The sequence below is a fragment of the Flavobacterium panici genome (assembly GCF_024499525.1).
GTDB classification, from domain to species: Bacteria; Bacteroidota; Bacteroidia; order Flavobacteriales; family Flavobacteriaceae; genus Flavobacterium; species Flavobacterium panici.
The window spans coordinates 723,336-736,625 of record NZ_CP100437.1; the positions used below are offsets into that span (position 1 = coordinate 723,336).

17 protein-coding genes and 2 tRNA genes are annotated in these 13,290 nt (G+C 33.2%); 11 read left to right on the top strand and 8 right to left on the bottom strand.

All coding sequences use genetic code 11. The features are described 5' to 3' along the window. Window position 1 precedes the first annotated feature (1 nt). The 3 genes from NLJ00_RS03395 to NLJ00_RS03405 all read right to left on the bottom strand — a co-directional run bounded on the left by NLJ00_RS03395 (window position 2) and on the right by NLJ00_RS03405 (window position 1,595). Entirely contained in the window at window positions 2-454 is a 453-nt protein-coding gene (locus NLJ00_RS03395) for a 6-pyruvoyl trahydropterin synthase family protein (protein WP_256636233.1), read from the bottom strand. Window positions 455-486: 32 nt separating this feature from the next. Next, window positions 487-663, bottom strand: a complete 177-nt coding sequence (locus NLJ00_RS03400; RefSeq protein WP_180856906.1) for a hypothetical protein — start codon at window positions 661-663, stop codon at window positions 487-489. Window positions 664-830: 167 nt separating this feature from the next. Continuing rightward, the gene (locus NLJ00_RS03405) at window positions 831-1,595 is read right to left on the bottom strand and encodes an enoyl-CoA hydratase/isomerase family protein (protein ID WP_256636234.1); all 765 of its coding nucleotides are present in this window, start codon (window positions 1,593-1,595) and stop codon (window positions 831-833) included. Window positions 1,596-1,948: 353 nt separating this feature from the next. On the opposite strand from NLJ00_RS03405, the gene NLJ00_RS03410 reads away from it, so the two are divergent. The 3 genes from NLJ00_RS03410 (at window position 1,949) to NLJ00_RS03420 (ending at window position 2,394) form a co-directional block, all read left to right on the top strand. Continuing rightward, window positions 1,949-2,022 (top strand) — tRNA-Ala (locus tag NLJ00_RS03410). Window positions 2,023-2,095: 73 nt separating this feature from the next. After that, window positions 2,096-2,344 carry a GIY-YIG nuclease family protein gene (locus NLJ00_RS03415; protein ID WP_256636235.1) on the top strand — a complete coding sequence of 83 codons (249 nt, stop codon included), beginning with the start codon at window positions 2,096-2,098 and terminating at the stop codon, window positions 2,342-2,344. After that, window positions 2,318-2,394, top strand: a tRNA-OTHER gene (locus NLJ00_RS03420). Before NLJ00_RS03415 ends, NLJ00_RS03420 begins: the two co-directional genes overlap by 27 nt. Before the next feature lie 205 nt (window positions 2,395-2,599). Here NLJ00_RS03420 and NLJ00_RS03425 read toward each other — a convergent pair. Further along, complete coding sequence (locus NLJ00_RS03425) at window positions 2,600-2,776, bottom strand: hypothetical protein (RefSeq protein WP_256636236.1); 177 nt, start codon at window positions 2,774-2,776, stop codon at window positions 2,600-2,602. Window positions 2,777-3,000: 224 nt separating this feature from the next. Between NLJ00_RS03425 and NLJ00_RS03430 the strand changes: the two genes are divergently transcribed. From NLJ00_RS03430 to NLJ00_RS03450, 5 genes are all read left to right on the top strand, one after another. Beyond that, on the top strand, window positions 3,001-4,029 hold the full coding sequence (locus NLJ00_RS03430; RefSeq protein WP_256636237.1) for an oxidoreductase: 1,029 nt from the start codon (window positions 3,001-3,003) through the stop codon (window positions 4,027-4,029). Between the two features lie 95 nt (window positions 4,030-4,124). Further along, the gene (locus NLJ00_RS03435) at window positions 4,125-4,709 is read left to right on the top strand and encodes an SMI1/KNR4 family protein (protein ID WP_256636238.1); all 585 of its coding nucleotides are present in this window, start codon (window positions 4,125-4,127) and stop codon (window positions 4,707-4,709) included. A 52-nt stretch (window positions 4,710-4,761) separates the two neighbouring features. After that, window positions 4,762-5,331 (top strand): hypothetical protein, encoded by a 570-nt coding sequence (locus NLJ00_RS03440; protein WP_256636239.1) that lies wholly within the window; start codon window positions 4,762-4,764, stop codon window positions 5,329-5,331. Between the two features lie 20 nt (window positions 5,332-5,351). Then, window positions 5,352-6,086, top strand: a complete 735-nt coding sequence (locus NLJ00_RS03445; protein ID WP_256636240.1) for a hypothetical protein — start codon at window positions 5,352-5,354, stop codon at window positions 6,084-6,086. 138 nt (window positions 6,087-6,224) lie between these two features. After that, window positions 6,225-6,620 (top strand): helix-turn-helix domain-containing protein, encoded by a 396-nt coding sequence (locus NLJ00_RS03450; RefSeq protein ID WP_256636241.1) that lies wholly within the window; start codon window positions 6,225-6,227, stop codon window positions 6,618-6,620. Between the two features lie 117 nt (window positions 6,621-6,737). Here NLJ00_RS03450 and NLJ00_RS03455 read toward each other — a convergent pair whose 3' ends face one another. Continuing rightward, window positions 6,738-6,893 carry a hypothetical protein gene (locus tag NLJ00_RS03455; RefSeq protein WP_256636242.1) on the bottom strand — a complete coding sequence of 52 codons (156 nt, stop codon included), beginning with the start codon at window positions 6,891-6,893 and terminating at the stop codon, window positions 6,738-6,740. 189 nt (window positions 6,894-7,082) lie between these two features. Here NLJ00_RS03455 and NLJ00_RS03460 point away from each other — a divergent pair, with 189 nt between their 5' ends. Beyond that, window positions 7,083-7,625: a hypothetical protein gene (locus tag NLJ00_RS03460; protein WP_256636243.1), complete on the top strand. Its 543-nt coding sequence runs from the start codon at window positions 7,083-7,085 to the stop codon at window positions 7,623-7,625. 33 nt (window positions 7,626-7,658) lie between these two features. Beyond that, the gene (locus tag NLJ00_RS03465) at window positions 7,659-8,189 is read left to right on the top strand and encodes a hypothetical protein (RefSeq protein WP_256636244.1); all 531 of its coding nucleotides are present in this window, start codon (window positions 7,659-7,661) and stop codon (window positions 8,187-8,189) included. 38 nt (window positions 8,190-8,227) lie between these two features. Here the strand turns inward: NLJ00_RS03465 and NLJ00_RS03470 are convergent, their stop codons facing one another. Genes NLJ00_RS03470 through NLJ00_RS03480 form a run of 3 tightly spaced genes read right to left on the bottom strand, consistent with a single transcriptional unit; the run spans window position 8,228 to window position 11,071 of the window. Then, window positions 8,228-9,184 carry a lipid A deacylase LpxR family protein gene (locus tag NLJ00_RS03470; RefSeq protein WP_256636245.1) on the bottom strand — a complete coding sequence of 319 codons (957 nt, stop codon included), beginning with the start codon at window positions 9,182-9,184 and terminating at the stop codon, window positions 8,228-8,230. Then, on the bottom strand, window positions 9,174-9,959 hold the full coding sequence (gene mtgA / locus NLJ00_RS03475; RefSeq protein WP_256636246.1) for a monofunctional biosynthetic peptidoglycan transglycosylase: 786 nt from the start codon (window positions 9,957-9,959) through the stop codon (window positions 9,174-9,176). The genes NLJ00_RS03470 and mtgA overlap by 11 nt, the downstream gene beginning before the upstream one ends. Next, entirely contained in the window at window positions 9,959-11,071 is a 1,113-nt protein-coding gene (locus NLJ00_RS03480; RefSeq protein WP_256637457.1) for an NAD(P)/FAD-dependent oxidoreductase, read from the bottom strand. The genes mtgA and NLJ00_RS03480 overlap by 1 nt, the downstream gene beginning before the upstream one ends. 294 nt (window positions 11,072-11,365) lie before the next feature. Here NLJ00_RS03480 and NLJ00_RS03485 point away from each other — a divergent pair, with 294 nt between their 5' ends. After that, on the top strand, window positions 11,366-13,267 hold the full coding sequence (locus NLJ00_RS03485) for a S9 family peptidase (protein WP_256636247.1): 1,902 nt from the start codon (window positions 11,366-11,368) through the stop codon (window positions 13,265-13,267). Window positions 13,268-13,290 lie beyond the last annotated feature (23 nt).

The following is a 13,290-nucleotide window of genomic DNA, read 5'->3' on the forward strand; positions in this document are numbered from 1 at the left end:
TTTAAATATTATCAGATGCGTACCATTCAGCAAATGAAGATTCTGTTTCCTGAAGCTTAAGGGAGAAAAGAGAGATTCCAGATGGAAGTCTTGCGATGATTCTTTCTGCGAAATCTACCACCATGTTTTCACTTGTTGGCTGATAATCAACCAAAATTACATGATGCCCGCGGTTTTTTAATTCATTTGCTAATTCTACATGTGGCGTTGTTTGGTTAAAAACAGTTGCATGATCGAACTGATCGACGATTTCTTCTTTTACAATTTTCTTTAGATCAGAAAAGTCAATCACCATTCCGAATTTCACATTAGACCTGTCAGTAATTGGCGAGCCAATAACGGTTACCGACAATTTATAACTGTGCCCGTGAACGTTTTTGCATTTTCCGTCGTAACCGTACAATGCATGTCCGGTTTCGAAACTAAATTGTTTTGTAATTCTGATATTACTCATCGATTTTTAATTTAAGGTTGCAAATTTACAAATTAATAACCGTTTTTATCTCTTTTTTTGGCTCTGATATACATCCAGTAAGCAATTCCTATTAAAAACAGGAACGGAATAAAAGATCCAATCAAAACTCCAATTTGATAACCGCTGTCTGGAGCGTTTTTAATTTTCTCTGCAACATCGACTTTTTGCAGTAATGAAATAATATACATATTCAAAGAATTTATTTAACACATAGAAACATAGATTTCTATACTTGATAAAAGAATAATAAAAAAACCAGTTTTTCACGCATAGCTATGTGCATAAATGCAAGTGAAACGCCTTTATACAAAAGCCAAAAAACTATGTTTCTATGTGTTTAAATTATTAAGCAAACTTATTTTTTAAATTGTCTCAAGGCATTTCTGCTAAAATCAGACAAAACTAGTTTTCCTGTAATTGAAGCTCTTTCGATTAGTAATGATTCCCATTGTTCTGTACCTTCCCAAATAATCTTTTTCATTTCCTGAAGCGCTTCGGGATTGTATAAACTTAATTTTTTAGCAAAATTCTGAACATCGTTATCCAGATTAGAAGCATCACATAAAACAGAATATAGCCCTTTTTGAAAAGCCCATTCAGCTGTTTTCCATTGCTCGGCAGCCAATGTCATTTCGGCCATTGCAGTTTTTCCTATTTTACGAGAAACAGCCGGTTCAATTACAAAAGGTCCAAGTCCGATAGCGAGTTCTGACAATTTCACATCACTTAACAATGTTGCAAAAGTATAATCGCAAGCCGCAATAATCCCTACACCTCCTCCAACTGCTTTTCCCTGAACGCGGCCAATAATTAATTTATTACAATTACGCATTGCATTTAGCAAATGTGCAAAACCAGAGAAAAATTCTGCTCCCTGCTCTTCATTTTCGACTTGTAAAAGTTCATCAAATGACGCTCCTGAACAAAAAGCTTTTGCGCCCTGACTCTTTAAAATGATAACCGAAACATTCTCATTTCGGCTCAATTCATTAATTTCTGTTGTCAATTGATTCAATAATTCACGCGGAAAAGAATTACTTGCAGGATGCCCAAACTGCACTGTGGCAATTGTATCTTGAAAAGAAGTCTCTAAAGATCCTTTTGTATTTTCTGAACTCATAAAAATATTTTTAAACGTAAAGTTACGCTTTTGAAAAATATTTTATCTGATAGGTTCTGAAATTTGTTTTTTGAGAAATATTTGACTTTATTTGTTAACACTTTGGGGGATTAGCTCATTTGGCTAGAGCGTTCCGATGAAAAATCGGGAAGGTGACGGTTCGAATCGGGTATTTTCCACAAAACAAGAGGGATTAGCTCATTTGGCTAAAGTGTCCCGATGGAAAATCGGGATGGTGATAGTTCGAATCGGATATTTTCCACAAAACAAGAGGGATTAGCTCATTTGGCTAAAGTGTCCCGATGGAAAATCGGGATGGTGATAGTTCGAATCGGAGATTTTCCACAAAACAAGGGGGATTAGCTCATTTGGCTAGAGCGCTTGCCTGGCAGGCAAGAGGTGATCGGTTCGAATCCGATATTCTCCACAATTTTTTTACAATTTTATCACAACAAAAATACCCGAACAAAAATGTTCGGGTATTTTCATTTATAGCCATTATGTTTTATACTTATATTCTTTATTCAGCTACTCTTAACAAATATTATATTAGTTCTTGTCAGGATATTCAGAGACGTTTGCAAGATCATTTAAATAGCCGAAGTAAATTTACTAAAGTGGTAAAAGATTGGGAATTGAAATATCATGAAACTTTTGAAACTCGGAGCGATGCCATGAAAAGAGAGTTGCAAATAAAAAAAATGAAGAGCCGCAAATACATTGAAAGCTTAATAGAAACAAAAGGCTAGAGTATCCCGATTCATCGGGAGGGTGACCGGTTCGAATCCGGTATTCTCCACGAAAACAAAACCCTTGTAAATTCAGTTTTACAAGGGTTTATTTTTTTTTATTCTACTCCAACTTTTCAGCACAATCTTGTCATTTCGACGAAAGGAGAAATCGCATTAGAGAATCGACAAAGATTGGCGACTTACTGTGTGGAATTTCTAGTGCGATTTCTCCTTTCGTCGAAATGACAAACTGCATCTATATCTCTCTATAATTTATTTTTCATTTGCCGAATCCTCAGCATTAACATCTACTTCCTCTTCTTTTTTGAAATCATTATTCAGCAAATCGGTAAGTTTCTTTTTTTCCTTTTGATTTTTTCTAATTGTCAGCACAACCAAAATAATAATCAAAACAGCTACAACTCCTATTACAACCCAATTAATTTCCATAATCTTAAATTTTAATTAAAAGTAAAAATTTAAACTACACTCCATATTATCAAAATGTTAAGCATTATTTTTTGAACTTCATTTTAAACCCGTAAGCTAGAAAAAGGTATTTTTTCTATTTAGATCAGAAAAGAATGCTTTTTGTTTTGTGAAAACTTTTTTTACATTTATAATCGTTAATTACAATCAATTATAAACCTAAAACACATTTAAATACCACGTTTATGAATATTAAAATACCAACATTACTCGCCGCGACAGCTTTATTATTTTTTTCTTGTAACGATAAAAAAACCATAGAAGACAAAGAAATACCTGCAGTTGGCAAAACAGCAGCGGTAGAAAATGACTCAATCCAAGAAGAATCAGCTCCCAGAAAAGAAAGCATCAATTTATTTACAATTATGCCAAAAGACAGCAGCGATATTGCTTTTGTTTCGCTTTCTGACATATACCCAATTGGCGATGAAAAAGATACACTTGCTTTGCCTAATCTTGAAAAAATTGGAAAAGACAATGCTGAATATTTTACGTTTGATAAAATTTACAGAAAAAGATTTTTATCTAAAACCAATATCTCCGAAAATGATTCTGTTTTCGTATTAGATTATGCTAAAAACAAACTGGCTTCTTTTGCTGTAAAAAATCTAAAAACAGCTGCGTTGTTAAACGGTTATTCTTCTGGTGAAGATTGGCCTTATCACAACTATGATTATATGATTGGCTTCGAAATCAATAAAAAATATTTAAACGGTTTCAGTGAATATTATAGAGATGCTATAGTGTATGTTGGTAAAGAAAATCCGTTTTCAAAAGAACGTTTAAAGCCAATTGCTTGGAAAAAAATTGCCAAAAAAGACTATCCGGCTAAAACATTGAAAAATGAAGACCGTACTTTATTAAAAAACACAGTATCAGGCAATACCTATTTATTTAAAACAGATAGTTATAATTATTTTCTACAAGATTATCTCGATAGTCATAAAATAATTTATACCAGACGTCTTTTAGTTGCCGATTCTAAAACTCAAGATATTATTATCGAAAAACTTTACAGCCAAAGTGAAGGTACCTCTCCTGCTCCGCTTAATTATGAAGATGGTCCCGATGCAAACCAATGGACAGGAAAACTTTTTAAAGACAAACCGCAAGTTGTTTTCGGCTTTTTGTATGAATCATTTGGATGTCCGGGAATTTCAATTATTGATAAATCAAACGAAGAAATTTATCTGCAGTGCGATAATCGTCATTAAAAACTAAAAATTCCAAATTCCAAATTCCAAATTCCAAATTCCAAATTCCAAATTCCAAATTCCAAATTCCAACTACAAAAATTATAATATATACAATGAAAGAAATTAAAAACCGCATAGCTGCCTGTGAACTTGAATATGATGAAATAAAAGAATCGTCTCCAGCTTCAGACGAAGAAATACAAAGCTTAAGCAAATATTTTTCGCAGCCTTTACCAGAAGAATTAATTGCGTTTTATAAAACAGTTGGCGGAATTGAATCTGATGAAATATTCAGCATTTTTTCTCCAGAAAATCTTTTGGAACAAATTCAGGAAAGATCAGATCTTGCAAATAATTCTACAGGAATTATCGATATGATTATTGCTTTTTGGGGAAATGACAGACCTGAATTTCAGGAATATGAATTTCTTACCCAAGAACAAACTCAAAAAATAAACGAAGCTTTTCCGTGTATTGGCTGGATAATGTCAGAAGAAGATATTAATGAAAGCGGCGAATATATAATTTTCGACAAAAACGGAAACTTCACCAATATATATTGCCATCAAGATAGTATTGACGATACCGCGAATCAATTACTTGAATTACTCGTTTCTGGAATTCAGGAAAGAACTTTAGAAGATGTTCTGGAAGAACTTTTTGAACGTGCCGAAGGAAATTTAAGTCGATGGGATTAAACCATTAATTTAATTTTTCTAATCAAAATAGTAAAAAACCAAAATCTAAATCATGTCTGAATTAAGCTCATTATACTGTAAAGTAAAAATCACAAAACTGCAGCTTGAAAAGTTTTTAAACAGTCCGCTTGAAGAACCAGAATTAAATAAAAACTGGCTCGATTGGTGGAACAGCCGCAAAATGTATTCAAAAATGGAATTGACTCCAGAATTACTGCGCACTTATAACGACGATATTAATGAAGAAGTTATTGACGGCTGGATTGATTATCCCGAAGCAATGGCTTTTTCAGATTATGATGAAGCTGCCGAAGAATGGCATTGGGGAATGATGTTTTTCAGTCAGAATTTTACAGAAATGATACCAATGTTCGCCTTTATCATAAGCTTGGAGAAATACGTGATTGAAGGTACAGAAAACCAAGCGATTGTTTTTCCTTTCTTTTGGGGAGATGATGCCGTTCATGTTTACATTTATTTTGAAGATGGAAAGGCGATATTGAGTCCGAAAGCGCAGACTTTAAAAGATGTAAATCCGAAATTTGTAGAACAGACAAAAGATTTTCTCAACAAAAAATGGGATCAGCTGGCGAAAGAAATGGATTTAGATAATTTGGATTAATTTTTAAAGCTTTTATATTGATGATTAACAAGGACAATTTAAAATTATATACGTACAAAGAACTCAAAGTTGTGCTTCCTGCCGGGAATCAATTAGAAAAATTATACGAAAAAGCAAAAGACAAAAATAAATTTGACGAACAATTTATCTGTGTTCACGAAGGTGATATTGCAACAGAAGCGCTAAATCCGAATGATGATGTGGGCTGGGGCGTTTATTATAAATTTATAGAGGAAAAAGAAAATATTCCGCTTTTTTCTATTCCGGTTATCTTAGGCAATGTCAGCTGCAAAACAGCATCAATAAAAGAAGTTTTGATTACCGGAAATCTTCACACTAAAAACCTCGACATAAATTATACAAGTAGACCCAATACTTTTTCGCAGGTAATGGGAAATGTAACAGTCGACGAAGTTTTATTTACAACCGGAAAAGGTTTAGGCGGAAAACCGTTTGAATTTCAGGTAAATGGCGATGTAAATATTCATACCTGGATTAATCTTGAGCAAGCTGGTATTTCGGCAAAATCCTTAACGGTAAAAAAAGAATTTTCTTTTCCGCAGGTTTATGCTACCGAAGACAGAGGTAAACACGCTCAAAAGGAAACTGATTGGAGCAAACACAGTCTGGAAGAACTTACCAATTATTTCAATAAAGAAAATCTTAATTTGGAAGAATATGGAAATTATGTAGAATTCTTTTTCCGCGTTCCTACCAAACTTTCAAAAGCAGATTATGATTATCTGACGAAATAATCCAAAATATTAAAACAATAAAATTGTATGAAAAGTTGTATTTTTACTTCTTTCAAACTCTAAATCGTATTTTACCAAAACAAGTCTGTTTTTTACTGAAAATCGATTTTGTAAATGTTTTTTAAATACCTTTGAATTATGAGCACAGCAACAAAACCAAATCATATCGGGCGAAAAATAAGTCGTATTCGTGAACTTCGCGATATGAAGCAAGAAGCTTTGGCACAAGCTTTAGGCATGAGCCAGCAATCAATATCTACAATTGAAAACAGCGAAACGATTGACGAAGAAAAACTTATTGAAATAGCAAAAGCACTTGGTGTTTCTGCAGAAGCTATAAAAAGTTTTTCAGATGAAAACATGATCACTTATTTTAATACTTTCACAGACAGCCACGGAAACTTTGGAAATTTTGCTAGTGGTGCAATTTGCAATTTTAATCCTCTTGATAAAGTTGTGGAACTTTATGAGCGTTTGGTGCAGGCTGAGAAAGATAAAGTTGAGTATTTAGAAAAATTATTTAAAGGGAAATAGTTCTCTTTATTTTGGATAATATAAAAAAAGCCATTCCTATAAGCGGAGTGGCTTTTTTAATGTTCTAACAAAGGAATTATGCGCACTAAAAAGCCTCTATCATATTAAACAATAACGCTACATATATTTTTCTAAATCCTCAACCCACATTCTTATTATATCTTCTACCTTTTTATCGATTACTTCCTGATTTGGCTTTTGTCCTATAATTTCTGGAATTAAAATTAATCTCCCCAATTCATCTAATGATGAATTAATACAATGTTCTTTCATATATTTTATCTAATATAATATTATACTGAAAATCTGTAAAGAAGTTCAGTATTTCTCACATATTCATATATTTTTTATGAGTCAGTTAAAATTCCCCTAAAATCTATTAACAAATTAGTTATTTGCTTTTGAATTTTGTTTAAATTTCATCAATAGAATTTAAACAGCTAACCTTAATTAATCAATTAAATGACAGTTTACAATTGCGACATACTAGATTTAATAAATGTAATTGCTACATCCTTTGGAGCTCTTATAACTGGAGTATCTTTTGCTTATTTATTCATATCTGATTACAAAAAGAGTAAAAGAATTTCTAATTTAGAGAGAGTTGCAGAAGTATTAGAAAAAGAACTAATAATAAAATATCAACCTCATTTATGGTGTAATGGCAACTCATCAAGAGAAGCTGAAAACACAATGGCTTTTGACATCAATAATAAAAGAGAATGGTGCAGATTATTAGAGTTTAATATTATTTCTGGAGATCTTATTTTAGATGAACAAAACAAACATCTTCCTTATGAACTTGAACCAAAATTCAATAATGATTTATTAGCTGATACTACAAGGCGATACATATATACAATTAACAATTCTCAAAAAAGATTAAGAGATGTCGAATACGAAATACAAATAATTTATGAAGATCGTCTCGGAAATAAATATTTTGTAAATCTTACTGGAAAAGGAGGAAGTTACAAATTGACCAATCCACAATTTTTGAAATAATAAAAATTAATAATGATCTTTTTTTAATTGCTAATGACAAAGCTCTACAAAAATACTGACGAATCAAAAAAAGAATTTTATTTCTATCTAGGTCTCTTATCGACTCTTTTTGCTAAAATGGAATCAAATCTATTAATAATTACAGGCAAACTCATTACAGATGATTTTGTGCTAGCCAGTGTTTTATTTGAAAGAAACACACTGGCCCAAAATATAGATTTGATAAAGAAAATTAGTGTGCAAAGAGATTTCGAAATTAATCTAATAAAAAATCTCGCTGATAAAATATCCAATATCAAACGTATAAGAAACTTATTTATTCATGGTGTATGGGGCGAGCCTTATGAAAAAAACAATGATGTTTTAATTACTTGCAGTGAAAGTAAAATTGATTCGGTAGAAAAAAAATTTGGAGCAATCACTGCTAAATCTTGGAAATCAGTAACAACCACAGAATTCCGTTTAACCTATATAAGAAAACAAGTCGATCATGTTGAAGAAATAATTTTATCGCAAAATTTTTTAATAAAAAAACTAGAAGAACATGTCTTTAATAATTTTTAAAAAAACTTTGCGACTTCGCGACTTTGCGAGCAAAAAACCTATCTCAACAAAAACCCCATTCTAATCGACCCAAAAAAGTACCCCGTATTCGTATCATTAACATCGCCTTCTAATTCCCTTCCGCGATAAATAAAAGAATACGACATATTGAAGTTATTGTGTCTGTATTTCAAACCAAACTCGGCATTGAAACGAAGCGGAACCAAATCGAAAGTTATCGGACTTGTATCATTAAACATACTGCCTTCGATTGTCGCATCATAAAACTGATAATTAACGCTTGGCATGGCATAGAAATAAAATTCTCTAATATTGGGCTGTGCATTTGCACTTACCGAAGCATCATGAAGATTAGAATCATAAATTGGAGTCAGTCTCTTGAAACCAATTCGGGTTAAAAATCCCGTTGAAACTCCTGTAAAAATAGTTCCCAGATTTGCTTCAGACTGAAAATGAAGATCTATAAAATCATTATGTTTCGATGGAAATAATTTCTTCGAATACATAACATGCGCCTGAACCGCCAAAGCATTATGCAGCTGATTGTCCCAGCCGTAAACTGTTTTATATCCAATAAGTTTATGAAAACCTTCCTGCGTTTGTTCTCCCAAAGCATTCGGTCCCATATATCCCAATTGAAAATCAGTTTTTAAAACCGATTCACTTTGGTAGAAAAAACTTCTTCCTGCTTCTGCAAAAAGATATCCCGTAAAAGGGCGGTCGTTTACATCAACGGCTTCTTTATTAATGAATCTCGGATTATAAATATATTGCCCAATCCTGAATTCGGTAATTTTTTTATTGATTTTTTCATTTTCATTTTTAGATAAAAACCGATAAAAAATCTCCAAACCATTGGTATAATACATATCGTTTTTAGACGAAGTATATAAATCATTGTCGGTTATAAAACCTATTTCTTTAGTTTTTCCTTGTCCAAAAGTTAACGTTGAAGTCAAAATCAGAAAAGCAAAAAATGCTTTTTTATTTCCCATCCCCGCTATAATTGATTTTCCCTACGTAACGCATTTCACGAACAATTCTTTCTTTTCTCCTGTTAATATAACTTGACGAACCTGTAGCTTTAAATTTTCTCGGATTTGGTAAAATCGCCGCAATTCCCGCAGCCTGCATTGGCGTTAAACTCGAAGCATCTCGACGATACCAATGTTCTGTCGCTGCATACGCGCCATAAACGCCATCGCCCATTTCGATACTATTCAGGTAAACTTCCATAATACGTTCTTTACCCCAAATAATTTCAATTAAAACGGTAAAATAAGCTTCAAGACCTTTGCGGAAATAACTTTTTCCCTGCCATAAAAACACATTTTTTGCCGTTTGCTGCGAAATTGTACTTCCACCTCGAATTCGGCGTCCGCGTTCATTGCTTTTGTAAGCTTTTTGAAGGGCTTTAAAATCAAAACCATTATGTGTTAAAAAAGTTCCGTCTTCACTCGCAATTACGGCTTTTTGCAAATTCATCGAGATTTTATCAATTGGTTCCCAATCGTGATCAAAATAAACTTCTTTTCCGTCCATTTTATTTTCGATGGCACGAATAAGCATTAAAGGCGTAAAAGGCACGGGAACGTATTTAAAAAAGATAACCGATCCTATCGAAATTCCGAAAAACCACAACATAGTTTTAATCAAAAACCATTTTACTTTTTCTCCAAAAGAACGGTTTGATTTTTTTCCAGGTGTTTTTGGTTTTGGTTTACTTGCGGTTGTTGTTTTTTTTGGTGCTGGTTTCTTCGCTGCTGCCATTATATTAAATCTGCTAATTCTGTTCCTACTAAACTGCCTATCGCTACTCCCATTCCGCCTAAACGCACTCCACAAAACACGTTTTCAGACAATTGAGAAACAACAGGATTCTTACTATTTCCAATTCCCATAATGCCGCTCCAACGGTGCGCAATCTGGAAATCCTGATTTGGTAAAATTACATTTTTCAGCAACTCTTCCAATTTATTTTGAACAATTTCTGTCTGACCAAATTCGGTTGTAGTTTCTGTTTCAAAATCTAAGTTTCGGCCTCCGCCAAATAAAATTCGATCGCCAATATTTCTGAAATAATAATAACCACGATCCAGATGAAAAGTCCCTTTTATATCCAGATTTTTAATGGGTTCTGTAATTAAAACTTGAGCACGCGCGGGTTTCACCTCTCCATTTGTCAAAGTATTTGCAAAACCATTTGTGGCAAAAAGTAATTTATTAGTTTTAAAACTAAAATCATTCAGTACCACTTCAACATGATTTCCGGCATCAGCATAAGAAGTTACAGTTTGCTGATTCAGAATTAAAATATCTGCAGAAACCGCTTGCTTCAATAATTCCTGCATCATATTTCCGGTATCGATCTGGGCTTCAAACGGATTAAAAATTAAATAATCCTGAATATTTCCAAATCCAAATCGGTCGGTTTCTTTAGAAAAAACATCGGCCTTAAAAAGTGGTTTTAAAATTTCGTTTATAAAAGGCAGTTTCGAGATACATTCGCTAAATCCAAATTCATCTTCTTTCAAAAACAATTCATATCCGCCGTGAGGTTTAAAATCGATTGCCTGATCGCCTAATCTTTTTCGGAGTAATTGCAAACCTTTCCAGCGTTTTTCGATAAGTGCGACAACATCTTCTTCTGAATGTGTTTTTAAATCATCTAAAATTTCCGAAAGACTTCCGAAACAGGCAAAACCAGCATTTTTTGTACTCGCGCCCTGTGGCAGCATTCCTCTTTCGAGAACCAAAATTTTTGCAGCAGGAAATCTTTCGCGTAAGCGTAAAGCACTATGCAGGCCAACGATACCGCTGCCCACAATTGTATAATCAATATCTGTGAACCAGTTTTTTAGTTCCCAATAACTTAGTTCCATATCTTTATTAAATTCCAATATTTAAATTCCAAATTCCAATCTTGGGTTAAATTACAAATTTTTTAAATTCCAAATTCCAAACTTTGTTATTGATTTTTTAATAGCCGCGTATTTTTATTTTCAAAGATTATCAAAAAATAATTCGTGAATTCGTGGTGAATAAAAATTTAAGGCAGCGTTTTTCGAATTTGGAATTTCATAATTGGAATTTTAACAATAAATTGGAATTTGAAATTTAACTGATTGGGATTTAAATGTTGTATTTTTAGCGCACAAAAAAATAGAATTTTTATTATGAAAAAAGTATTATTAACAACCTTAATAATGATGAGTTTAAACGCTATCGGGCAGAATGTTATGTCTCCGGAATTGTTATGGAAATTAGGCAGAGTTACTCCGCTTGGAATTTCTAAAGATGCAAAAAATGTAGTTTTTAAGGTTTCAACGCCTTCTGTAGAAGAAAACAAATCGCATTCTAAATTTTACACCATTCCTGTAAACGGAGGAAATGCAGTTGAAATTAAAGATACTAAAGACGTTTTAGCAGATAAAAATGTTTCGCCAGACGGAAAATATTTAGTTTATAATGAAGAAGTAAAAATCGACAATGTTTTAGGTAAAGATTTTTATCCGAAGTTAGATAAATCTGATGCTCAAATTTATGATGGTTTAGATTATCGTCATTGGGATACCTGGAACGAAGGAAAATTTAATCATGTTTTTTATAAAGAAAACAAAGACGGCGCAAAAGGAATCGACATCTTGAAAGGTGAAACTTTTGATTCTCCGCAAAAACCTTTTGGCGGTGACGAAGATTATATCTGGTCACCAGACAGCAAAAGTATTTTTTATGTGTGCAAGAAAAAAGCAGGAACGGCTTATGCTGTTTCTACAAACACGAATATTTATGAGTACAATTTAGAGACTCAAAAAACGACAAATAAAACCGAAGATAATTTAGGTTACGATACAGCACCGCAATTTTCTCCAACAGGAAATTTATCTTGGCTGCAAATGAAACGTGACGGTTACGAGTCGGACAAAAACGATATTATTGTTGAGTTTAAAGGAATCAAAACGAACTTAACGGCAAATTGGGACGGAACTGTAGATAATTTTATCTGGAGTAAAGACGGAAAAACGGTATTTTTTGTTGCGCCAATTGACGGAACAAAACAACTTTTCTCTGTTAATTTTCCGGGTTTAACTAAAATTGCGATTAACGTTCGTCAGTTAACAAATGGTAATTTTGACGTAAATGATTTAGTTGGTTTTTCTGGAGATGATATCATCGTTACGAGAACAGATATGAATCATGCTGGTGAGATTTTTTCTTTTAATTTGAAGAAAAACACTTGGAAACAATTATCTAACGTAAATACTGAAACGTATAAAACTTTAGCATTAAGCAAAACCGAAAAACGTTACGTTACGGCAACCGACGGTAAAAAAATGTTGGTTTGGGTTATTTTACCTCCAAACTTTGATGCTACTAAAAAATATCCAACTTTATTGTTCTGTCAAGGCGGGCCTCAAAGTGCGCTGACACAATCGTATTCTTTCCGTTGGAATTTCTCTTTAATGGCGGCAAAAGGTTATGTAGTTGTGGCACCAAACCGTCGCGGTATGCCGGGGCATGGTGTTGAATGGAACGAGCAAATTAGTAAAGACTGGGGCGGACAAGTTATGGACGATTACCTTTCGGCAATTGATGATGTTGCTAAAGAAAGTTATGTTGACAAAAGCCGTTTAGGTTGCGTTGGAGCAAGTTATGGTGGATATTCTGTATTTTATTTAGCAGGGATTCACAAAAACCGTTTTAAAACTTTCATCGCTCACGATGGTGTTTTCAATACGGTTAGTATGTTAGGAACAACTGAGGAAGTTTTCTTTAACAACTGGGATTTTGGCGGGCCTTATTGGGAGAAAGATAATGCTATAGCTCAAAAAGCTTATACTACTTTTAATCCTGCAACTTTGGTTCAAAACTGGAATAAACCAATTTTGATTTTCCAGGGAGGAAAAGATTTCCGTGTGCCAATTGGGCAAGGACAAGAAGCTTTTCAGGCAGCGCAGTTAAGAGGAATCAAAAGCCGTTTTGTGTATTTTCCAGATGAAAATCACTGGGTTTTAAAACCGCAAAATGCTCAGGTTTGGCAGGGAGAATTCTTTAAATGGTTAAACGAAACGCTTTAAATCATAAAATTAAAATAAACTTA

Bases quoted from the DNA above. Each gene is read 5' to 3' on its own strand.
- NLJ00_RS03440 (WP_256636239.1), top strand. From the start codon at position 4,762: ATGTCTGAATTAAGCTCATTATACTGTAAAGTAAAAATCACAAAACTG.
- NLJ00_RS03470 (WP_256636245.1), bottom strand. From the start codon at position 9,184: ATGGGAAATAAAAAAGCATTTTTTGCTTTTCTGATTTTGACTTCAACG.
- NLJ00_RS03435 (WP_256636238.1), top strand. From the start codon at position 4,125: ATGAAAGAAATTAAAAACCGCATAGCTGCCTGTGAACTTGAATATGAT.
- NLJ00_RS03430 (WP_256636237.1), top strand. From the start codon at position 3,001: ATGAATATTAAAATACCAACATTACTCGCCGCGACAGCTTTATTATTT.
- NLJ00_RS03450 (WP_256636241.1), top strand. From the start codon at position 6,225: ATGAGCACAGCAACAAAACCAAATCATATCGGGCGAAAAATAAGTCGT.
- NLJ00_RS03445 (WP_256636240.1), top strand. From the start codon at position 5,352: ATGATTAACAAGGACAATTTAAAATTATATACGTACAAAGAACTCAAA.
- NLJ00_RS03480 (WP_256637457.1), bottom strand. From the start codon at position 11,071: ATGGAACTAAGTTATTGGGAACTAAAAAACTGGTTCACAGATATTGAT.
- NLJ00_RS03400 (WP_180856906.1), bottom strand. From the start codon at position 663: ATGTATATTATTTCATTACTGCAAAAAGTCGATGTTGCAGAGAAAATT.
- NLJ00_RS03455 (WP_256636242.1), bottom strand. From the start codon at position 6,893: ATGAAAGAACATTGTATTAATTCATCATTAGATGAATTGGGGAGATTA.
- NLJ00_RS03485 (WP_256636247.1), top strand. From the start codon at position 11,366: ATGAAAAAAGTATTATTAACAACCTTAATAATGATGAGTTTAAACGCT.
- NLJ00_RS03425 (WP_256636236.1), bottom strand. From the start codon at position 2,776: ATGGAAATTAATTGGGTTGTAATAGGAGTTGTAGCTGTTTTGATTATT.
- NLJ00_RS03460 (WP_256636243.1), top strand. From the start codon at position 7,083: ATGACAGTTTACAATTGCGACATACTAGATTTAATAAATGTAATTGCT.
- NLJ00_RS03465 (WP_256636244.1), top strand. From the start codon at position 7,659: ATGACAAAGCTCTACAAAAATACTGACGAATCAAAAAAAGAATTTTAT.
- mtgA (WP_256636246.1), bottom strand. From the start codon at position 9,959: ATGGCAGCAGCGAAGAAACCAGCACCAAAAAAAACAACAACCGCAAGT.
- NLJ00_RS03405 (WP_256636234.1), bottom strand. From the start codon at position 1,595: ATGAGTTCAGAAAATACAAAAGGATCTTTAGAGACTTCTTTTCAAGAT.
- NLJ00_RS03395 (WP_256636233.1), bottom strand. From the start codon at position 454: ATGAGTAATATCAGAATTACAAAACAATTTAGTTTCGAAACCGGACAT.
- NLJ00_RS03415 (WP_256636235.1), top strand. From the start codon at position 2,096: ATGTTTTATACTTATATTCTTTATTCAGCTACTCTTAACAAATATTAT.